Origin of the sequence: Sphingomonas sp. FARSPH (genome assembly GCF_003355005.1) — a bacterium.
In the GTDB taxonomy this organism is placed as follows: domain Bacteria; phylum Pseudomonadota; class Alphaproteobacteria; order Sphingomonadales; family Sphingomonadaceae; genus Sphingomonas.
In genome coordinates this window covers 1,803,942-1,825,246 of the sequence record NZ_CP029985.1, presented here as the reverse complement: position 1 = coordinate 1,825,246, position 21,305 = coordinate 1,803,942, and the positions used below count along the sequence as shown (strand labels likewise).

Here is a 21,305-nt window from a genome sequence, read left to right as displayed (position 1 = left end):
TGTCTTTGATATGACGTAACGGGAGAATCGAAATAAAATTTCTCGAAGGGGCGCGACGACAATGACAAACACCATCACGCTACGACGATCGGCTGCCATCATTGCCTTGGTGACGGGATTGATGTCGGCTGGCAGGGCACTCGCACAGACCGCGGCGCCGCCACCCGAAGCGCCGGATGCGCAGCAGACGCCCGATGACGTCGTCGTGACGGGCACGCGCATTCGCCGGCCGGAACTGCTCAGCAACAGCCCGCTGACCACCGTGTCGTCGCAGGAATTGCAGCTGCAGGGTACGACCAATATCGAGAATGCGCTCAACCGGCTGCCGCAGTTCACCGCCGACGATAACGAGAACGTCTCGAACGGTGCGAGCGGCACGGCGCAGATCAACCTGCGCAACCTCGGCTCGAACCGCGTGCTGACGCTGATCAACGGCCAGCGCATGCTGCCCGCGCAGGCCAACGACATCAATTTCGTGCCATCGGCGCTGGTCGAGCGCGTCGACGTGCTGACCGGCGGCGCCTCTGCCGTATATGGTTCCGACGCGCTGTCGGGCGTCGTCAACTTCATCCTGCGCGACAAGCTCAACGGGCTGCGCCTCGATGCGCAGTCGAGCATCGCCGACCACAGCAACGACAACAGCTTCATCCGCTCGATCGTCTCGGCGCGCGGTTACCAGACCGCGCCGACGCACACGTTCGACGGGGCCAAGCAGGATATCAACGGCGCCTATGGCAAGGACTTCCTCGACGGGCGGCTGAACATCACCGTCTATGGCGGCTATCGCCATACCGAGCCCGTGCTCCAGGCGACGCGCGACGTGTCGTCCTGCGCGCTCAATACCACCGGCACCAGCTTCGCGTGCGGCGGGTCGAGCAACACCCCCTACGGCACCTTCGTGCCGCTGGGCGGGCCCAACGTTGCGCAGCGACTGACCAACAATATCGACGGCACCAAGACCTGGGTGCCCTATGTCGGCTCGGTCTACGCCTATAATTATGCGCCGCTGAACTATTTCCAGCGCAGCGACGACCGCGTCACCGGCGGCGCGTTCGTCCACCTGAAGGTCGCGGATGCCGCGCAATTCTACGGCAGCTTCATGTACATGCGGGATCACACCTTCTCGCAGATCGCGCCGTCCGCGCTCTTCCAGGGTGCGGTCTTCACCATCCCGTGCAACAACCCGCTGATGAGCGCGAGCCAGCAGCAACAGCTGTGCGGCGCCGCCGCCGGCACCACCGCGACGCAGAACACGCTGATCGGCTATCGCCTGGGCGGCAACGGGACGCAGCCGCGTCGCGACAATCTGCGCCATGAATATTACCGCTACATGGTCGGCGTGCGCGGCGACCTCGGCAGCGGCTTCAGCTACGACCTCGACGTCTTCAAGAGCCAGGCCGACCTGGACGAGCAATATCTGAACGACGTCAACAACGCGAAAGCCAACAAGGCGCTCTACGCGGTGTCCGACGGCAAGGGCGGCGTCACCTGTCAGTCCGTGCTCAACGGCACCGATCCCGCCTGTGTCCCGATCAACGTGTTCCAGGCGAACGGCCTGACCGCGGCGCAGGCCAATTACCTCTATGCGCCGACGCGGACGATGGCGCGCACCAAGCTCGACGTTGCGACCGGATCGATCACCGGCGACCTCGGCAAGCTCGGCATCACCAGCCCCTGGGCGCGCGACGGCGTCGGCATCGTCATCGGCGGCGAGCATCGCCGCGAGAGCCTGATCTTCCAGGGCGACGCACAGGCGCTGGCCAACGGCACGCAGAATTCCGACGGCATCATTTCGGTGACCGAAGGTTTCGGCGAGATCGAAATCCCCATCCTGCAGGACAAGCCCGTCTTCCGCGCGCTGACGCTGAACGGCGGCTTCCGCTATTCCGGCTACAAGAACCGCCAGGATTCGACCGGCCGCAATTCGTCCTACACCGCCTTCACCTACAAGGGCGAGCTGAACTGGCAGATCGTCGAGCCGCTGCGCCTGCGCGGCAGCATCAACCACGCGATCCGCGCACCCAACGTCGGCGAGCTGTTCTCGCCGCTCAGTCTCGGCAACGTCAATGCGGCCGATCCGTGCGCGGGCAGCAACCCGAGCCGGCCATCGCTCGCCGCCTGCCAGCTGACCGGCGTGACGGCCGCGCAATACAACAACAAGCTGATCATCGACTGCCCGGCCGGCCAGTGCACCGCGCAGTTCGGCGGCAACCTGGCGGTCAAGCCGGAGACCGCCGATACGATCACGGGCGGCGCGGTCTTCGCCCCCAACGGCGGCCGCACGCTGTCGCTGTCGGTCGACTATTTCCGCATCAAGGTGAAGGATTACATCGGCAGCATCGATCCCAACACCGCGATCAACCAGTGTATCCAGACCGGCAGCCCTTATTATTGCGGGCTGTTCCGCCGCGATCCGGTGACCGGCGCGATTTTCGGCACCAACGGCTATGTCGTCTCGACGACGCTCAACACCGGCTTCCTGCTGACGTCGGGCCTCGATTTCGGTACCAACCTGAACGTCGGCCTCGGCCGTTTCGGCAAGCTGAGCGCCGAAATGGTCGGCACCTGGCTGTTCCAGTCGGTGACGCAGCCGCTGCCGGGTGGCGGTACCTATGACTGTACGGGGCTCTATGGCTTCAGCTGTGGCCAGCCGCAGCCGGAATGGCGCCACAACGCCCGACTGACCTGGAGCCCGGACCGGTCCACCAGCCTGTCGCTGGCATGGCGCTACATCGGCCCGACCGCGCTGTCGACGACCTCGAGCAACTCGTTCCTGAACGGCAGCCCCGATCCGATCGATGCGCGCCTGCCGGCGTATAACTACTTCGATCTGACCGCCTCGTTCACCGTCAACGACAATCTGTCGCTGCGGCTGGGTGCGACCAACCTGTTCGACAAGAACCCGCCGGCGATCGATACCAACCTGCTGACGGTGTTCGGCAACGGCAACACCTATCCGGGTGTGTACGACGTAATCGGCCGTCGCCTGTTCGCCGGGGCTACCGTGAAGTTCTGACCGGCGTACACCCTGCCGGAATGGCAAGGCCGGAGCCCTGTGCGTCGCGTCGTGACGTGCAGGGCTCCGGTTCGTTTACAGGAAAGGCTGTCCGCCGATGTTCCCCGTCCGCTTGCTGTCGCTCCTGCTGCTCATCCCGAGCGCGGGTGTCGCGGAAATGCCAGCGGATCGGGCCATCATCCCCGCACCGATCGCGACGCGCGATTATACGGTCGGACCGTTTCGCGTAGCGCTGCGGAGCGACACGCAGACGCTCGCGCGCCTGTCGCCCGCGGCGGAGCCGGGGTTCAGCTTCGTGCCGACGGGCCGCGAGGCGGCGCGGGCGGGCGACGGCTATAATCACATCGGCGACATCCACCTGCGCGTGCGGGCACCGGGCGGGGCGTGGCGCGACCTCGATTCGGCGGCGGCGCGGCGGCCGATCCGCGTGCTGCCCGCGCGCGGCACGACGATCGCGGCGGCGGACATCACCGCCAGTCTCGGCGCGGATGCGCCCGTAGCGGTGGAGCGGCACTGGCGCAACGCGGGCGGGCAGCTCGCGCTGTCGTTCGTCATCCGCAACACCAGCGGCGCCCCGCTGGAGATCGGCGTGCTCGGCCTGCCGATGGTGTTCGACAACATCATCACCGACCGTACCTTGGATCAGGCGCATGCGCAGGCGAGCTTCGTCGATCCCTATATCGGCCGCGACGCCGGCTATCTTCAGGTCACGCGGCTGAACGGGAAGGGCCCGGCGCTGCTGGTGACGCCCGAGCGCGGCACGCCGCTGGAAGCCTATGTCCCGCTGCGGACGCCCGGCGACAAAAATGGCGCGACCAGCTTCACCGACAAGAGCCCGCGCGCACAGACGGCGGAGGGCTTCTACGACTGGACCGTCCATTCCGCCGGCTATGCGGATCGCGAGTGGAAGGATGCGGGCGAGCAATGGAATGCGCCGACCGCGCGCACGCTGGCGCCGGGCGAGACGATGACGGTCGGCGTGCGGCTGACGCCGTCACCGACCATCCGCGGCATCGAGGCGACGCTGGCGGCGGCGGGCCGCCCGGTCGCGGTCGGCATTCCGGGCTATGTCGTGCCGATGGACAGCGCGGCGACCGTGTTCGTCAAGGCGAGGAGCCCGATCGCGCGGATCGACAGCTGGCCTGCGGGCGCGCTCGACACGGCGCACGCCGGCACCGTCCACGGCTGGACGCGGCTCTCCGTCCGCGGCCGGCACTGGGGGCGTGCGCGCCTGACGCTGACCTATGCCGACGGGCAGGTGCAGACGGTGAGCTATTACGTCACCAAACCGCTGGCGCAGGCGATGGCCGATCTCGGCCGGTTCGCGACGAGCCGGCAATGGTATGAGGGCAAGGGCGATCCGTTCGGCCGATCGCCCGCGATCCTGACCTATGACGCCGAAGCGAAGAAGATCGTCGACGTCGAGCCGCGCGTGTGGATCGCGGGAATGAGCGACGAAGGCGGCGCGGGCAGCTGGGTCGCGGCGACGATGAAGCAGCTCGACAATCCGGATCGCAGCGAGATCGCGAAGCTCGAACGGATGATCGACGGCACCGTCGTCGGCAATCTTCAGGTTGCCGACGGTCCGCACGCCGGCGCGGTCAAGAAGAGCCTGTTCTATTACGATCCCGCCAAATTCCCGACGCTGTACCCCGGCGATCCCAAGGCCTGGCGCAGCTGGACCGCGTGGAAGCCGAAGGACGCGGGCGACCTGGGCCGCGCCTATAATTACCCGCACGTCGCGATCGGCCATTGGGTGCTGTACCGGACGGCGCGCAACCATCCGGGGCTCGTCGTACGCCATGCCTGGCCGTGGTATCTCGACCATGCCTACCAGACGGTCGTCGCGATGATGCGCGACGCCCCCTATTATACCGAATTCGGGCTGATGGAGGGGGACGTCTTCGTCGATATCCTGAAGGACCTGCAACGCGAAGGCTGGACGCGCCAAGCGACCGAGATGGAGGCGCTGATGCGCAAGCGCGCCGATCGCTGGCGCGGCCTGAAATATCCCTTCGGATCGGAAATGGCATGGGATTCGACTGGTCAGCCGGAGGTCTATGCGTGGATGCGCTATTTCGGGTTCCAGCCGCAGGCGGACGCGACGCGCGAAGTCATCCTGGGATACGATCCGACGATCCCGCACTGGGGCTATAACGGCAATGCGCGCCGGTACTGGGATTTCCTGTACGGCGGCAAATATCCGCGGATCGAACGGCAGATCCACCATTACGGATCGGCGCTGAATGCCGTGCCGCTGTTCGATGCCTATCGCGCCGACCCCGCGGACCTCCATCTGCTCCGCGTCGCTTATGGCGGGATGATGGGCGGCATCACCAACATCGCGCAGGACGGCTTCTCCTCCGCGGGCTTCCACAGCTGGCCCGACATGATGAAGTGGGACCCGTATAGCGGCGATTACGGCATGGGCTTTTTCGGGCACGCCTATACGGCCGCGACCTATCTCGTGAAGGACGCGACGTTCGGCTGGCTGGGCTTTGGTGGCGACGTGCGCGAAGGTGCCGGCGGCGCCGTCTCGATCGTGCCGAAGGACGGCGCGCGCTCGCGCCTGTTCGTCGCGCCGGCGGGCCAGTGGATCACGCTGGAGGCGGGCAAGATCGCGCGGGCGGACTATGCGGCGGACGGCAAGGGGATCGTGCTGACGCTCGACCCGGCGGATGCGGCAACGCCGCGGGCGCGGATGTTCGTCGAGGCGACGACGCCCGGTACCACGGCCTTCGTGCCGTCCGCCGGCACCGTGGAGCGCGGCGGCTATACGATCCCGCTCGGCGCCGGGCAGACGCAGGTCGTGCTGGTGCGTCGCTGAGCGGTGCGCCGGCCCGGTATCGACACCCTCGCCTGATGCGCCGCATCGTGTCAAAAGTGTCATCTCGCGCGCATCCGCTTCCTCCCGATGCGGTCGCGTTCTAGAGGCTCGGCGCTGACAATTCGACGGATGCCCGCGATGGACCTGCTGCTGGTCGAGGACGATACGGTTTATGCCGCCACCCTGGCCGAGGAACTGCGCGCGCTCGATCATCGCGTCACCATCGCGCCGAACGGCGTCGCCGCGCTGGAAGCGGTGGCGCGCGACAGTTTCGACGCGATGATCCTCGACCGCATGCTGCCGCAGATGGAGGGGACGACGGTGCTGCAGCGGTTGCGCGAAAGCGGCGCGACGCTGCCCGTGCTGATGCTGAGCGCGCTCGGCCGCTCGGTCGAGAAGGTCGAGGGATTGGAGGCGGGCGCGGACGATTATGTCGTCAAGCCGACGCCCGCGCCCGAACTCGACGCGCGGCTGAAGGCGCTGGCCCGCGCGCGCGGCTGGACGGAAAAGGCCGGCGACACGCTGCGCGCCGGCGACATCACCGTCAGCCCGACGCAGCTGCGCGCCTGGCGGGGCGACATGCCGCTCGACCTCACCAAGCTGGAACTGGGCCTGCTCACCGAACTCGCCCGCCAGCCGAACATGATCCTGACCCGCGCGATGCTGCTCGAGCGCGTCTGGGGCTATGACTTCGAACCCACCACCAACATCGTCGATGCGCAGGTGCGCATGCTGCGCCGCAAGCTGACCGCGGCGGGTGGCGAGGATCCGATCGTGACCAAACGCGGTCTGGGCTATATGCTGCGCGGATGAGGATGCGCGGGTGAAGGTGCTGGGCCGGGGATCGCTGCGGACGCTGACCGCGGCGTTCCTGGCAATGTTCCTGGCGACCGTGCTGGCGACGGGCGTCGCCAGCTATTCCGCATCGCGCGCCGCGGTCGAGCGGCTGATCGACCGCCGCGTGGCGACGGTCAGCGACGAGCTGGACGACGGCCTGCGCCGCGGCGACGTCGCCACGCTGCTCGCCCGGATCGATCGCCTCACCCGCACGCGCGACACGGGCGATATCGGGCTGGAGCTGAAGGACGCCGACGGTCGCCGCCTGGGCGGCAACATCGTGCTCGGCCGCATCCTGCCGCCGGGCTTTTCGACGCTGCATCACGGCGACGGCATCGCCGGTCTTTCCGCCGGCCGCGCGCTGGTGCGCGATCTGGGCGGCGGCCTGTGGCTGACGGTGGTCGCGGAGACGGAGCCGGTCGACGATTACGCCCGCGTGCGGCTGCGCAACGCGATCCTGGGCTTCGGCGCGATCGTGCTGGTGGTGCTGGGCGGCACGATCCTGTTCGCCGTGCTCATCGAACGGCGCATCGCGCGCGTCCGCGCGACGGCGGAGGCGATCATCGATGGCGACATGCGCGCGCGTGTCCCCGTCGACCCGACCGATGGCGCTTTTGCGGCGCAGGCGATGGCGTTCAACCGCATGCTCGACCGGATCGCCGCGCTGATGGAGGGGATCGCCGGGGTCAGCCACGATATCGCGCACGACCTGCGCATGCCGCTCGCGCGGCTGCGATCGCGCCTGACGCTGATCGCGGCACGCGCGTCCGACCCGGCATTGCAGGCAGAGCTCGAGGGCGCACTCGCGCAATGCGACGACCTGCTGGGCATGTTCGCCGCGACGCTGCGCATCACCGAGATCGAAGGGGGCGACCGGCGCGCCGCCTTCGCACCGATCGACCTTGCCGCGCTGGCCCGCGACGTCGGCGAGGCGATGGCGCCGGTGGCGGAGGAAAGCGGTCATCGGCTCGGCGTCGAGGTCGCCGCACCGTCGATCGTCGACGGCGACCGGCGGCTGCTGACGCAGGCGTTGGTCAATCTGGTCGAAAACGCGCTGCGCTATACGCCCGCGGGCACGCGAGTCACGATCGTCGCCGGGGGCGGCGGCGATACGGCGACGATCGGGGTGTGCGACGCGGGCCCCGGCATCGCCGCCGCCGACCGGCCGCTCGCGCTGCGCCGGTTCGGGCGCCTCGACGCCAGCCGCACCACCGACGGGCATGGGCTCGGCCTGCCGCTGGTCGATGCGATCGCCCGGCTGCACCGCGGCGCATTGGTGCTGGACGATGCCGACCCCGGGCTCAGCGCGATGCTGACGCTGCCTGCCGGCACACGTCCCTGAACGCAAACGCCCGGCCCCGCGAGGGACCGGGCGTTCGAATGTTCGGCCGAAGCCGAGAGATCAGAACTTGACGGTCGCTTCCACACCCCAGGTCCGCGGCGGGTTGAAGTTGGCGTAATCGCCCAGGATGCCACCGTAGCTGGTCGAGATCAGCTGGCCGTTGGAGGCATAGTTGAACACCGGCGACGAGTTCGCGGCCGAGCGGCGATAGATGTACGTCGTGTCGAGCAGGTTGCGCACCCAGAAGGCGAACGTCACCTTGTTGTGATCCGACACCGCGATGTCGGCAAGCGCGACGCGGCCGTTCATGACGAAGCTGGCGTCCGTCTTCGTCGGCTCGAGCTGGAAGCTGTACTGGCTGCTCGCGTAATTGCCGTCGAGGTGGAAGCGCACCGTCGCATCGCCGTTGCCGATCGGCACGTTATAGTCGATCGCGCCCGACGCCGCGTTGCGCGGCGTATAGACGATGTACAGCTGCTGCGGCGGCGCGCCCGGGGTCAGCGGGTTCACGGCCGACGGCGCCTTCCAGTAGGTGTAGGCATACGAACCGGTCAGCGTCAGGCCCTCGACCGGTGCGACGGTCAGGTCCGCCTCGACGCCGCGGATCTTGCTCTTGCCGGCGTTGATCGTCTGTTCGATGTGGCTGCCGTTGGTCGGGCTCGACCCGTTGGTGTCGAAATAGTCGAAGTCGAACTGCGTGTTGCTGCGGTCCATGATGTAGCCGGCAAGGTTCAGGCGCGCCTTGCGGTCCCAGAACTCCATCTTCGAACCGATTTCGTACGACTTCACCGACTCGGGGCCGAAGGCATTGAACTGGAGCGAACGGTCGTTCGCGCCGCCGGCGCGGAAGCCGGTCGCATATTTGGCGTACAGATGGATGTCCGACGACGCGTCGTAGGAGACGTTGATCATCGGGTCGAAGCGGCTGATGCTGTTGCGGAACGAGAACGGCGACACCGTGCCCGCGGTGACCAGGTCCGCGCGGTTGTTGACGACGTAGAGCGTGCCGTGACGCTTGTCCTTGGTCCAGCGGCCGCCCAGCGTGACGTGCAGCACGTCGCCGAGCGCGGCGGGCGTGAACGTCAGGTTGCCGAACAGCGAGTAATTGTGGTCGCTCGCCTGGCTGGCGCGGGTGATGAACTGGCAACTGTTGGCGAACTGCGGCACCGTCGTCGCCAGCGTGTTGTTGCACGACGGATCGTACTGCTGATAGCCCGAGTTGGCGCTGGTGATCGGATTGGCATTACCCGGGATCGGGCTGCGGATGGTGTACGCCGTGCCGTCCGCGTTCCACAGGTTGCTGAGCGGCGTCGCGGCATATTCGGTCGCGTGTTCGGTGAAATAATAGGCGCCGACGACGTAATCGAGCTGCGGAATGCTGCCCACCGCCTGGAATTCCTGGCTGAACTGGTGCTGGTGCAGGAACGACAGGCTGTAGCGGCTGAAGTTCGAGTTCGGCGCGAAGCTGCTGCGCTCCGGACCGCCCGAATTGTCCCACTGGTCGGTGCCGACGCCGCGCCACGCGGTGATCGAGCGCAGCTCGACGGACGGCGACAGCGCATACTTCAGGTTCGACGAAAAGCCGTGCGTGATGTCGACGCTGGGCTGCTGCGGCACGCCGACGTCGGCGACCTTCTGGCGATCGGGATGCACGCCGACCAGCGGCGCCTTGGGCGCGATGCAGATCGGGCGACCGGCGGCGGCCTGCGCCGCGGTGATCGTGCCACCGCAGGCGGTGTTGGTGCCCGGCAGGACCAACGTCGTGCCGTTGAACGCGCCGACGGTATAGCCGTTGGGGTTGTAGTTGACGAGCTGGCTGTACTGCGGCGTGTTGTCGTCCTTCGCATAATCATAGGCGAAGTCGGCGGTGAAGCCGTCGACCGGCTTCCAGCGCGCCGCGATCCGGCCGCCCTTGCGGTCGTAATAGTTCCAGCCGGTCGACCCCGTCAGCGGGTTCTTCACGGTCGGGTCCTGGTGCTGGTACACGCCGTCCAGCTTCAGCGAGATGTTGTAATATTCGGGCAGGTCGACGTGCACATCGGCGTTGCGGCTGCCGTAATTGCCGACGCCTGCGGTCATGCGGCCGCCGAACACGCCGGTCGGCGCGCGCGAGACGAGCGACAGCGCGCCGCCTTCGGTGTTGCGACCGAACAGCGTGCCCTGCGGACCCTTCAGCACTTCGATCCGCTCGATGTCGAACAGCGCGGCGTTGAGCCCCTGCGTCTTACCCAGCGCGACCCCGTCGATGTAGACGCCGACGCCGCCGTCGCGCGCGGTCTGGTTCTGGTCGTACGGCACGATGCCGCGGATGCCGATGGTCAGCGCCGACTGGCGCGCCTCGAACGTCGCGACGCGCAGCGACGGGATCGTGCCGTCGGCAAGGTTGAACAGGCTGAGGACGTGACGGTCCTGCAGCCCTTGCGTGTTCAGCACGCTGATCGAGATCGGCGTCTTCTGCAGGTTGGTCTCGCGACGCGTCGCGGTGACGACGATGTCGCCAAGCTGCGAACCGCTGTTGGTGTCGTCGGGCTGGGTCGCCGCGGCGGCCGCCGTGTCCTGCGCCGCTGCCGGCGCGACGGGCGCGGTCGCCGCCGGCTTGGTTTCCGCGTGCGCGACGCCAGAGATGGCGAGCAGCGCGGCACCCGCGAGCAGGCGCGAATGGTTCGAGATCACGTTGAATTCCCCTTTGCAGACCGGATCGGCTTCGAGGGGCGCCTTATGACTGAGTCGGGACGGACCAATGACAGATCGGTGACGCACAGATCGCGGTAATTTCACGTTGATCTCATAGAAGCGCCGAGTAGCGCTGATGGCGCCGCTTTCCGTAACGTCAGCCGGATCGCGTCCTGGCCACCGGCATGCTTTTTGTCCGCCGGTGGTGCGGCAAAGCCACAGTTGTGCGCGCTTGTCGCGGGCAGTGACGTTGCCCGCCGGCTCCGTCTCGATAAGGTCGCCCGCGTGTCGTCCGATCCCGCCACCACCGCATCCGCCCGTGCGCGCCGCCTGTTCCGCCTGTCGCTGGGCAATTATTTCATGGGCGGCTTCATCATCTCGCTGATCAGCCTGCTCGTCCCGCGACTGAAGCTGCTGATGGGCCTCGACTATTTTCAGGCGTCGCTGGTCCAGCTCGCCTTTCATTCCAGCTATCTGCTGTTCGCGCTGCCGATCACCGCGTGGATCGTCGCGATCGGCTACATGCGCGGGCTTTCGCTGGGGCTCGCGGTGATGGCATTGGGCTGCGCAGGCCTCGCCGGGGCCGCCGCAGCGGGCAGCTATCCGCTCGTCCTCGTCGCGCTGCTGACATTGTCCGCCGGGGTGACCTTCCTGCAACTGGCGGGCGGCATCGTTTTCGTCGTCGTCGAGGACGGCCCCCGCGCCGTTTCCCGGTTGACTCTGGTGCAGGGATTCAATTCCCTAGGCACGGTCCTAGCCCCCCTCCTCGGCGCGTCCTTTCTGCTCGGCAGCGCATCGACGGGCCCGTCGGGCTGGGTCGCGCTGGCGCTGCCGTTCCTCGCCAGCGCCGCGGCGCTCGCCTCGCTCGCGATCGCCTTTTTCGGTGCGCGCCGCCTGCTCGACGATCTGACGCCGCCGCGGCGCGTGCCGCTGGCGGGCGTCGTCGCGTTACTGCGCGATCCGCGCCTGCTCGCGGGCAGTGCCGCCATGTTCGCCTATGTTGGCGCGGAAGTGACGATCGGATCGCTGCTCGCCAATTTCCTGGTGCGCGGCGACGTTCTCGCCGTGCCGCTCGTCACCGCGGGCCGGCTGGTCAGCCTGTATTGGGCGGGCGCAATGATCGGCCGCTTCGTCGGCGCCGCCGCCTTCGCGCGCATCGCGCCGTCGCGCGCGCTGGCCGGCACCGCGATCGCCGCCGCGCTGCTCGTCGCGGTGGCGATCGGCACGCCGGGCGCGATCGGTGCGGCCGCGCTCCTCGCGGTCGGCCTGTGCAACGCGATCATGTATCCGACGATCTTCGCCCTTTCCCTCCCCGACGATGCGGAGGCGGCGCCCTATGCCTCGATGGCTTTGTGCATGGCGGTAGTCGGCGGCGCGGTGGTGCCGGTGCTGACCGGGCGGATGGCGGACGCGATCGGCCTGCGCGCGGCGTTTTCGCTTTCGCTCGTCTGTTATCTGGTCATCGCGGCCTTCGCATACGGCTGCATCACGGCATGGCCGCGCAGCGAACCCGCCGCTTAACCTTCCGCGATCGGCAGCCACGGCGGCGGCCTGTATCGCGAGCGCCTTGGCATGATGGGATCGGGGCAAGGCGCGGGCTCCTGTCGACGCGGATCATGCCCCTGTCGACGCACGCTGCGCAGATCGTACCGCCCGCCCCGTCCCGATCCCGGGCGCAGGCCGTGCAGGATGCGTGCAGCGCCTACGCGCGTGCCGCGTCCACCTGCGTCATCGCCGCGGCGGCGAGGATCAGCGACCCGGCAGCGAAGGCCAATGTCCAGATCGGCTCGGTAGGGAAGAAATGCTTGGTGATCGACCCCATTACCGTCGCGACCAGCAATTGCGGCACGACGACGAAGACGTTGAACAACCCCATGTAGATGCCGAGCTTGCGCTGCGGCAGACTGGACGCGAGGATCGCGTAAGGCATGGCGAGGATCGAGGCCCAGGCGATGCCGATGCCGATCTCGCTCGCCAGCAACCACTTGGGATCGCGGATCAGGAAGAAGCTCGCAAAGCCCGCCGCGCCGCACAGCAGGCCGACGATGTGCGTCCGCGCCTGACCGATGCGCCGCGCGAGCAGCGGCAGCAGCGTCAGCGCGGCGATGGCGGCGATGCCGTTATAGGCGGCGAACAGCACGTCGACCCAGTTCGCGCCCTCCTGATACAGCGGACTGGTGGCATCGGGTGCGCCGAAAAACCGGCCCGCGACGATCGGCGTCGTGTTGATCCACATGATGAACAACGCCGACCAGCTGAAGAATTGCGCGACCGCCAGCCGCTTCATCAACACGGGCATGCCCGCGAAATCGCCGACGATATGGCCGAGCAGGCCCGGCGCGCGGCCGCGCTTCGCCCCCGCCAACGCGACGAGGCTGGCAACGCCGTAGGCCGCGAGCAGGGCGCCGAGCAGATACACCTCCTTTTCGAGGCGTAGCGCCGCGACGCCCGCGATCACCGCCGCTCCCGCCGCGATCCACGCGATGCTGGCGCCATAGCTGCGCGCGGCGAGGGCGCGCAGCACATGCGCGCCCTCTTCCGGGTCGGCGACGCCATGGAAGGCCGCCATCTCGTCCGGCGCATATTCGCGCGTCGTCAGCACGGTCCACAGCACTGCGCCGACCAACGCCGCGCCGCCAAACCAGAAGGCGAAACGCACCGTGTCGGGGATCCCGCCCGCCGCCGCCTGGTTCGACACGCCGAGATGTTCGAGCAGCCAGGGAAAGATCGACCCAAACACCGCGCCTGCGCCGATGAACGCGGTCTGCACCGCATAGCCCGCGGCATGCTGGTCGCGGTCGAGCATGTCGCCGACGAACGCGCGGAACGGCTCCATCGAGATGTTGAGCGAGGCGTCTAGCACCCACAGCATCAGCGCGGCGACGAGCAATGCCGGGCTTTCGGGCATGACGAACAGCGCGAAGCCCGCGAGCAGCGCGCCAGCGAGGAAATAGGGCCGCCGTCGGCCGAGCCGGCCGAGCCACGTGCGGTCGCTCAGATGGCCGATGATCGGCTGGACCAGCAGCCCGGTCAGCGGCGCGGCGATCCATAAAGCGGGCAGATCGTCCAGGCTGGTACCGAGCGACTGGAAGATGCGGCTCATGTTGGCATTCTGCAGCGCGAAGCCGATCTGGATGCCGAAGAAGCCGAACGAGATGTTCCACAACCCCGCCCAGCTCTGGCGCGGACGACGGGCGAGCATTGCGGTCATGCGGGATCCTTCAGGGCCGCTGCGTGCGGCGGAAAATTGAGTAGGCAGCCGTCGAGCAACGCGTCGATGCCGGCGAGGTCGGCGACAGGCGACACGGCGCGCAGCCGGTCCGCCGGCGGAAAGGTGCCGTAGCCGGAGAGCAGCACTTCCCACGACATCGGGGCGTAATAGCCGCGAAGGTCGCGGCCCTCGATCACCGCCGCGACGTCGCGGCCGGTGAACCACGCGGTCATGATCGCCTTGAGGTCGTCGGACAGATGCTCGACCGCCGCCGCGTCGCGCCAATAGGGCGTGTCCGTGCGACGGTTGAGGCGGTAATGCGCTACGATGTAATCGCGAATGCCTTCGTAGCGGCGGGCGATGCGCGCGTTGAAGCCGTCGCGTTCGCGCGGGGAACGGCCGCCCGCGTCATAGGCCTGGATGAAGCCTTCCACCGTCGCCTGCACGATATGGAGCGCGGTCGCCTCCAGCGGCTCGATGAATCCCTGCGCCAGGCCGATGGCGAGGCAGTTCGCCGCCCAGCTGCGTTCGACGCGGCCGACCTTCATCGTCAGATGCCGCGCGGCGACGTCGCTGTCGATGAGGCCAAGGTGGCGGCGCAGTTCCGTCTCCGCGGCATCGGGCGAAAGATGGGCGGACGAAAAGACATAGCCGTTGCCCGTGCGCGTCGTCAGCGGGATGGCCCACGCCCAGCCCGCGGACAACGCGGTGGCGGTGGTATGCGCATCCAGGTCGGGGCCCCGCGGCGTCGGCATCACGACGGCGCGATCGTTGAACAGGTTGTCCGCGAACGGCCGGAACGGCACGCGTAACGCCTGCTGCACGAGCAGGCCGCCAAAGCCGCTGGCATCGACGAACAGCTCGGCGGCGATCGGGTCGCGATCGGCCAGGGTCAGGCCAGCGATGTCGCCCGTCTCGGTCAGCGGCACGTCGGTGACGTGCGCGCGGACGTGGCCAACGCCGCGGCGCAGCGCCTCGGCCCGCAGCACCTCCCCGACCTTGTGCGCGTCGAAATGATAGCCGTAACCGACCGGAAAGGGGAAATGGGCGGGCGCGACCGGCGCGCGGCGCGCGGCGGCGAGACGGCTGTTGAGGAAGAACCGGTCGGGATGCGCAGCCACGTCGGCGCCGGTGCGGCGAGCGTGGGCACTCGCGTGAAACGCGGGCTGGGTGTGGAGATCGACCGCGCCGGCGAAGGGGTGGAAGTAAGAGGAACCTGCCCCGCCCCAGCTGCGGAAAGCGATCCCGACCTTGTACGTTGCATCGGCGGTCGGCATCCACGCGCTTTCGGCGATACCCAGGCCATCGAACAGCGCCTTCATCTGCGGCGTCGATCCTTCGCCGACGCCGACGATGCCGACATCAGGGGATTCGACGAGCGTGATCGCCGCGTCGGGCCAGGCCTTGGCCATCAGGCATGCCGCCATCCAGCCGGCGGTTCCGCCGCCGACGATGGCGATGCTGGGGCCGCATGGGGTCATATCCGCACCCGCTCGTCATTCCCGGGAAGGCGGGAATCCAGAGACGCTGCCGTCGCGATTCCTCCCGCGAGCTCCGCGCGTCTGGATCCCCGCCTCCGCGGGGATGACGGCGTGGGGAGACAAGCGAACACCTTCGTCACCCCGAGCTTGACCCGGGGTCCCGCTGCTTCTGCCACCCGGCGAAGCAAGAGGCGGGACCCCGGCTGGAGGTCGGGGTGACGAAGAGAGGCTGGCCTCAACGCCGCCCTTTGCCCGCGGCGACGAAGCGGATCGCCTGGCCGCCGCCCGGCGCGAGGTTGAGCGTCAGCGTGTCGCCCCTCTTCACCTGGCGCGTCTCGATCGCGATCGCGTGGCGTGCGTCAGTGCGGTAATCCGCGCCGTCGCCGTCGCGATAGATTTCCGCGGTGTAGCGCTTACCGCCGTCGAGGAAGTCGAGGGGGACGGTGAGCGTGCGGCCCGCCTCGTTGGTGATCGACCCCAGATACCAGTCGTTGCTCGCGCTGTCCTTGCGCGCGACGGTAACGTAATCACCGACCTCGCCGTTCAGCACACGCGTGTCCGACCAGTCGACCGGCACGTCACGGATGAACTTGAACGCGTTCATATGCTGCGCATAGTTTTCGGGCGTATCGGCGGCCATCTGCACCGGCGAATAGATGACGACGTAGAGCGCCAGCTGCTTCGCCTCGGTCGACATCAGCGCGCTGCCGCCCTGCCCCGTCAGGCTGAGCACGCCGGGCGTGAAGTCCATCGGGCCGCCCAGCCATTGCGTGAAGAACATGTTGGCTTCGTGGTTGGGCGGGTTCTTGCCGGGCCAGGCGTTGTATTCCATGCCGCGCCCACCCTCGCGCGCCATCCAGTTGGGATAGGTGCGGCGCAGCCCGGTGTCCTTGACGGGTTCGTGGCTGTCGATCGCGACCTTGTACTTCGCGGCGGTCTCAACGACGCGCAGATAGTGGTTCACCATCCACTGGCCCTCGTGCCACTCGCGCGCCTTCGTGCCGTCGGCATCGACGCGCTCGATCTGGCCCGCGTCGGTGACATAGCCAGTCTTGACGACGGGGATGCCATGGTCGCGCGCATAGGCGAAGGCGCGGTCGAGCTGCGCGTCGTAATGGCTGGCCGATCCGCCCGTCTCGTTATGCCCGACGAGGTGCACGCCCTTCGCCTTGGCATAGCGGGCGAGTTCGGCGGCGTCGAAGTCGGGCGTCGGCGTGTCGAACTGCATGGCGTTGCCATTGCCGAACCAGTCGCCGTCCCAGCCGACGTTCCACCCCTCGACGAGCACGCCGGGAATCTTGTTAGCGGCGGCGAAGTCGATGTACGTCTTGACGTTGGCGGTGGTGGCGCCGTGCTGCGGCCCGGTCGCCCAGGTCCACTCGCCCTTGATCATCTTCCACCACACGCCGACGAACTTGGCGGGCTTCACCCAGCTGACGTCGCCCAGCTTGTTGGGCTCGTTTAGGTTGAGCTCCAGATGGCTCATGTATAGCCCCGCCGCGTCGTCCGACAGGATGACGGTGCGCCACGGCGAGGCGAAGGGCGCCGTGCGCCGTACCTTGGGCGCGCCCGCACCAGGCGTCAGCGACGCCTTGAAGGTGTTGCCCTCGCTGCGTGCGAGGTTCATCGCGGCATAATCGACCAGTGCCGCCTCGTGCAGCGCGGCGTGCGTGCCGTCCGCCAGCTTCACCGTCATCACCGTCTGCGCGGTGCCGACCGCATCGAGCGGGGTCTTGTTGTAGAGATATTCCTCGCGGTTCCACTGGTATGCCGGCTTCCACCACGCCGTGCCGCCCTGCGCGAAGGCGAATTCGGTCAGTTCGTCGGCAATGTTCGCCTCGTGCAGGTTGGGCTGGTCGGGGAAGCTATAGCGAAAGCCGATACCATCGTCGAAGAGGCGGAAGGTGACGTCCATTTCGCGCTTCAGCCCGGTCTTCTCGCGGAAGCGGAGCGCCAGTTCCCTGTGATTGTCGCGGATCGTCTTCCACTCGCCATATGGCTGCGTCCAGCTGGTGTCGGACGCGCTGGTCTTCTGGCCGATCAGTTCGACGTTGCGCTCGATCTTGGGCGCGTCGGTGAACATGACGCCGAGACGGCCGGGGTTGAGCACCGGCTTGCCCTTTCGCGTCACCGCATAGGTCGGGCGGCCGTCGTTATCGAAGGCGATCGTCACCGCGATCTGGCCATTCGGCGAGGTCGCGGTCGCCACCGGCTTGAACGCGGTCGTCGGAACCTGCGCGACGGCATTGGGGTCGATTTGGGCCAGCGCCGGGCTGCCGACGAGGCTGAGCGCGGCAGTGGCGAGCAGGACATGCAACGCCGCCCGCTTGTGCTCCTGCGGACGCAGGAGCCCAGAGCCACAGGCGGCGCGCTTGATTACCCTGGGTTCCTGCGTGCGCAAGAACACTGACTGGCCGCGGTTCATCGTGCCTCTCCCGTGTGTTCGGCGATCAATGCGCCATATCCGTCGAAATGCCACCCCTGCGTCGCAGTCTGCGTCACCGTGCGCCAGCGATCGGGATCGGCCGGCGCCCAGCGTTGCGGCTCGGGCGACAGGTTGAAAACGCAGAGCAACGTATCGCCCCCGCTGCGCCGCTCCAGTGCAAGCATCGCCTCGCCCGCCTCGACGACGCGGATGTCGCCGGTCAGCAAGGCGGGGTGGCGCTTGCGCATCGCCAACACGTCGCGCGTCCAGTGCAGCAAGGCGTGCGGGTCGCGCTCCTGCCGGTCGACCGCGAGGCTCGCGTGATCCGCCCCGATCGGCAGCCACGGCGTCGCGGTGGAAAAGCCCAGATTGGGCGCGTCCGCCGACCACGCCATCGGCGTGCGCGCACCGTCTCGCGACAGCGTACGCGGCCAGTTGGCGATCGCTTCGGGATCCTGCAGTGCCTCGAACGGCACCTCGACCTGCGTCAGGCCCAGCTCCTCGCCATAATAGAGGAAGATATTGCCACGCAGCGAGGCGAGCAGCAGCATCTTCATCCGCGCAAAGGCACCCGCCTGACCGGGCGCGGCCCAGCGCGAGATGGCGCGCGGCGCGTCATGGTTCTCGAACGCCCAGCTCGGCCAGCCGACACCCTCCGCCTCCGGCCATTTCGCCACCGCCTCCGCCACCATCGCGGGGGTGAGCGCCGGGGCGTAGAGGAAATCGAAGCCGTAGGCGCTGTGCAGGCGGCGGCCGTTCGCGGTGAACAGCTTCATCTCGCGGTCGCTGTCCGCGCCGCCGACCTCCGCGACGGTGAAGCGCGCGTCGTAGCTGTCGAACAGCGCGCGGACGCGTTCGAGGAAGCCGGGGATCGCCGCATGGCTCTGGTTGAAGCTGTGCAGCTGGTAATCGAACGGCCGCGTGCGCGGGATGCCGTCGTCCTCGGGTGCGGGCGGATTGTCGCGGAAATCGGGATCGAACATCATGAAATTGATCGCATCGATCCGGAACCCGTCGATCCCGCGCTCCAGCCAGAAGCGCGCGACGTCCAGGAATGCCTGCTGCACCGCCGGATGGTGGCCGTTGACCTGCGGCTGCTCCTTCAGGAAATTGTGCATGTAATACTGGCGCCGGCGCGCGTCCCACGTCCATGCCGGACCGCCGAACACCGATTGCCAGTTATTGGGCGGCGACCCGTCGGGCTTGGGGTCGCGCCAGACATACCAGTCGGCGTGGGGGTTGTCGCGGCTCTGGCGGCTTTCCTCGAACCAGGGGTGGCGGTCGCTGGTGTGCGCCCAGACCTGGTCGATGATGACCTTCAGCCCCAGTTGGTGCGCCCGCGCGACCAGCGCGTCGAAATCGGCGAGCGTGCCGAAAATCGGGTCGACGTCGCAATAATCGGACACGTCATAGCCGAAATCGGCCATCGGCGAGGTAAAGAACGGCGACAGCCAGATCGCCTCCACGCCCAGCCGCGCGACATGGTCGAGATGCGCAGTGATGCCGGCAAGGTCGCCGATGCCGTCGCCGTTCGAATCGGCGAAGCTGCGCGGGTATATCTGATAGATGGTGGCGCCGTGCCACCACGGTCGTTCTATCCCGTTCATCGTGCGGCCTTCAGCGCGCAGACGGCATAGCCGAGCGGCGGCAGCATTACGGTGAGGCTGCCGGGCGCCGCCACCGCGCCGCACCCCGTACCGGCGAGCGTGTCGGCGGTCGTCGCGCCGATGCCGACCTCCACCTGCCGCGTCAGCGGGGTCGTCGCGGTGTTGAACGCAAGCAGCACCTCCGCCCCCGTCGCGGGGTCGATGCGCGACAGCGCGACGAGGCCGGGCTGGTCGCTGCGCGCACGCAACACCTCGGTGCCGCGGGTCAGCGCGGGCGTCGCGGTACGCAGCTTCGCCAGCATCGCGATCTCGCGATAGAGCGGATGGTCGCGACCGAAATGCGGCGTCGCGGTCGTCGTGGTCGTACCGATCAGGTGGTTGTCATTGTAGCTCGCGGTCTTGCTGCCGAACTGGTCCTCGCGCGCATCCTGGTCATTGCCGTCGCCGGTGAAGCCCTGTTCGTCGCCGGCATAGATGGTCGGCACGCCGCGCAGCGTCAGCAGCATCGCATGCGCGAGACGGACGCGCTGCAGCAGCTCATCGTCGCTGATCAGCGGCATCTCGCGACGGATGATCATCGCGAGGCGGCCCGCGTCGTGGTTGCTGACGAAGGTGGGAAGCTGAACCGCGGTGTCGTAGCCATGCGCGTAGAGCGCGTCGCCGCGCGTCAGCTTGTCCCAGGCACCCGGTTCCTGCTTGCCGGTGACGCTTTCGACGATCGCCTGGCGCGTCGCGAAATCGAGGATGCCGGGCAATCGGTCGACGACGGTGTGGCGGGCGAGCAATCCGACGTCGAGAGTCTCGAACGCGACCTCGCCAAAGATGTGGAAATTGGGAATGCCCTTCGCCCGCGCGCGCGCCTGCATCGCGGGGACGAAGGCCTGCCAGAATTCCGGCTCGACATGGCGCGCGGTGTCGATGCGAAAACCATCGATGCCGAACCGGTCGATCCAGCCGCCGTAGATGTCGATCATGCCCGCGACGACGCGCGGATGTTCGGTCATCACGTCGTCGAGGCCGCCGAAATCGCCCATCGTCGCGCTTTCGTCGGCGAAGGTCGTGTTGCCGCGATTGTGGTAATAAATCGGGTCGTTGAGCCAGGCGGGCACCTTCACCGTCTTCTCCGCCTCGGGCACGAACGGCGTGTAGGCGTAGGTCGGATCGATGAGCTTCGCGAAATTGGCCTCGCTGCGATCCTGGTCGCCGGCGAACCCCGCGTTGATCGGCGGGCCGCCCACGCCGCCGCGGCGCTGGTAGGGATAATCGGCACGGCTGCGATACGGGCAATCGGGCTTCGCGACGCATTCGCGATACTGGATGACGTCGGCGGTGTGGTTGACGACGATGTCCATGTACACCTTCATCCCCCGCTTGTGCGCGGCGGCGACGAGGTCGGCGAAGTCCCGATTGGTGCCGAAATGCGGATCGACCTGGGTGAAATCGGTGATCCAATAGCCGTGATAGCCGGCGGACTGATAGGCGCCGCTGCCCTGCACGGGTTTGTTCTTGAAGATCGGCGCAACCCAGATCGCGGTCGCGCCCAGCGCCTGGATATAGTCGAGCCGGCGCGTCACGCCCTTCAGGTCGCCGCCGTGGTACCAACCCTTCGCGGTGGGGTCGAACCCGGTGACGCCGCGGTCGCCGGTCAGGCCGCCGCGATCGTTGGACGGATCGGCATTGTCGAACCGGTCGGGCAGCAGGAAATAGATCACCTCGTCCTGCGGCAGGCGCGCACGATAATCGGCGCGCGCCGACATTGGCGTCGGTGCCGGCGTCGCCCGTTGCGCGGCCGCGGTCGTCGCGCAGCATGCCGCCAGTGCCGCGGCGATCGCGGAGTGAAGTATCGCGCCTCGGCGCATGGCAGGCCCCTCCCGGTCGTATCCCTC

11 protein-coding genes are annotated in these 21,305 nt (G+C 67.7%); 5 read left to right on the top strand and 6 right to left on the bottom strand.

Going from position 1 to position 21,305, the window contains the following annotated elements; all coding sequences use genetic code 11:
- Nucleotides 1-61 precede the first annotated feature (61 nt).
- The 4 genes from DM480_RS08800 (at nt 62) to DM480_RS08785 (ending at nt 8,022) form a co-directional block, all read left to right on the top strand.
- A complete protein-coding gene (locus tag DM480_RS08800; protein WP_232833926.1) occupies nt 62-3,016 on the top strand; it encodes a TonB-dependent receptor domain-containing protein in 2,955 nt (984 codons plus the stop codon).
- Between the two features lie 97 nt (nt 3,017-3,113).
- Nucleotides 3,114-5,843 (top strand): DUF5695 domain-containing protein, encoded by a 2,730-nt coding sequence (locus tag DM480_RS08795; RefSeq protein ID WP_115378488.1) that lies wholly within the window; start codon nt 3,114-3,116, stop codon nt 5,841-5,843.
- 138 nt (nt 5,844-5,981) lie between these two features.
- Nucleotides 5,982-6,656, top strand: a complete 675-nt coding sequence (locus DM480_RS08790) for a response regulator transcription factor (protein ID WP_115381064.1) — start codon at nt 5,982-5,984, stop codon at nt 6,654-6,656.
- Nucleotides 6,657-6,666: 10 nt separating this feature from the next.
- Nucleotides 6,667-8,022 carry a sensor histidine kinase gene (locus DM480_RS08785; RefSeq protein ID WP_232833925.1) on the top strand — a complete coding sequence of 452 codons (1,356 nt, stop codon included), beginning with the start codon at nt 6,667-6,669 and terminating at the stop codon, nt 8,020-8,022.
- Between the two features lie 60 nt (nt 8,023-8,082).
- On the opposite strand, the gene DM480_RS08780 is transcribed toward DM480_RS08785, so the two are convergent.
- Nucleotides 8,083-10,674, bottom strand: a complete 2,592-nt coding sequence (locus DM480_RS08780; RefSeq protein WP_115381060.1) for a TonB-dependent receptor — start codon at nt 10,672-10,674, stop codon at nt 8,083-8,085.
- A gap of 306 nt (nt 10,675-10,980) precedes the next feature.
- On the opposite strand from DM480_RS08780, the gene DM480_RS08775 reads away from it, so the two are divergent.
- Nucleotides 10,981-12,216, top strand: a complete 1,236-nt coding sequence (locus DM480_RS08775; RefSeq protein WP_115381058.1) for an MFS transporter — start codon at nt 10,981-10,983, stop codon at nt 12,214-12,216.
- Nucleotides 12,217-12,397: 181 nt separating this feature from the next.
- On the opposite strand, the gene DM480_RS08770 is transcribed toward DM480_RS08775, so the two are convergent.
- From DM480_RS08770 to DM480_RS08750, 5 genes are all read right to left on the bottom strand, one after another.
- Nucleotides 12,398-13,906, bottom strand: coding sequence for an MFS transporter (locus DM480_RS08770; RefSeq protein ID WP_198665779.1), 1,509 nt, complete (start codon nt 13,904-13,906; stop codon nt 12,398-12,400).
- Entirely contained in the window at nt 13,903-15,387 is a 1,485-nt protein-coding gene (locus DM480_RS08765) for a tryptophan halogenase family protein (RefSeq protein ID WP_115378487.1), read from the bottom strand. Before DM480_RS08765 ends, DM480_RS08770 begins: the two co-directional genes overlap by 4 nt.
- A gap of 235 nt (nt 15,388-15,622) precedes the next feature.
- The gene (locus DM480_RS08760) at nt 15,623-17,812 is read right to left on the bottom strand and encodes a glycoside hydrolase family 97 protein (RefSeq protein ID WP_232833923.1); all 2,190 of its coding nucleotides are present in this window, start codon (nt 17,810-17,812) and stop codon (nt 15,623-15,625) included.
- The gene (locus DM480_RS08755) at nt 17,809-19,419 is read right to left on the bottom strand and encodes an alpha-glucosidase (RefSeq protein ID WP_115378486.1); all 1,611 of its coding nucleotides are present in this window, start codon (nt 19,417-19,419) and stop codon (nt 17,809-17,811) included. Before DM480_RS08755 ends, DM480_RS08760 begins: the two co-directional genes overlap by 4 nt.
- Nucleotides 19,416-21,278, bottom strand: coding sequence for an alpha-amylase family glycosyl hydrolase (locus DM480_RS08750; RefSeq protein WP_405053272.1), 1,863 nt, complete (start codon nt 21,276-21,278; stop codon nt 19,416-19,418). The genes DM480_RS08755 and DM480_RS08750 overlap by 4 nt, the downstream gene beginning before the upstream one ends.
- Between the last annotated feature and the right edge of the window lie 27 nt (nt 21,279-21,305).

Excerpts from the sequence above, each read along its gene's own strand:
- DM480_RS08795 (WP_115378488.1), top strand. The coding sequence starts at position 3,114 with ATGTTCCCCGTCCGCTTGCTGTCGCTCCTGCTGCTCATCCCGAGCGCG.
- DM480_RS08800 (WP_232833926.1), top strand. The coding sequence starts at position 62 with ATGACAAACACCATCACGCTACGACGATCGGCTGCCATCATTGCCTTG.
- DM480_RS08760 (WP_232833923.1), bottom strand. The coding sequence starts at position 17,812 with ATGAACCGCGGCCAGTCAGTGTTCTTGCGCACGCAGGAACCCAGGGTA.
- DM480_RS08770 (WP_198665779.1), bottom strand. The coding sequence starts at position 13,906 with ATGACCGCAATGCTCGCCCGTCGTCCGCGCCAGAGCTGGGCGGGGTTG.
- DM480_RS08755 (WP_115378486.1), bottom strand. The coding sequence starts at position 19,419 with ATGAACGGGATAGAACGACCGTGGTGGCACGGCGCCACCATCTATCAG.
- DM480_RS08750 (WP_405053272.1), bottom strand. The coding sequence starts at position 21,278 with ATGCGCCGAGGCGCGATACTTCACTCCGCGATCGCCGCGGCACTGGCG.
- DM480_RS08765 (WP_115378487.1), bottom strand. The coding sequence starts at position 15,387 with ATGACCCCATGCGGCCCCAGCATCGCCATCGTCGGCGGCGGAACCGCC.
- DM480_RS08790 (WP_115381064.1), top strand. The coding sequence starts at position 5,982 with ATGGACCTGCTGCTGGTCGAGGACGATACGGTTTATGCCGCCACCCTG.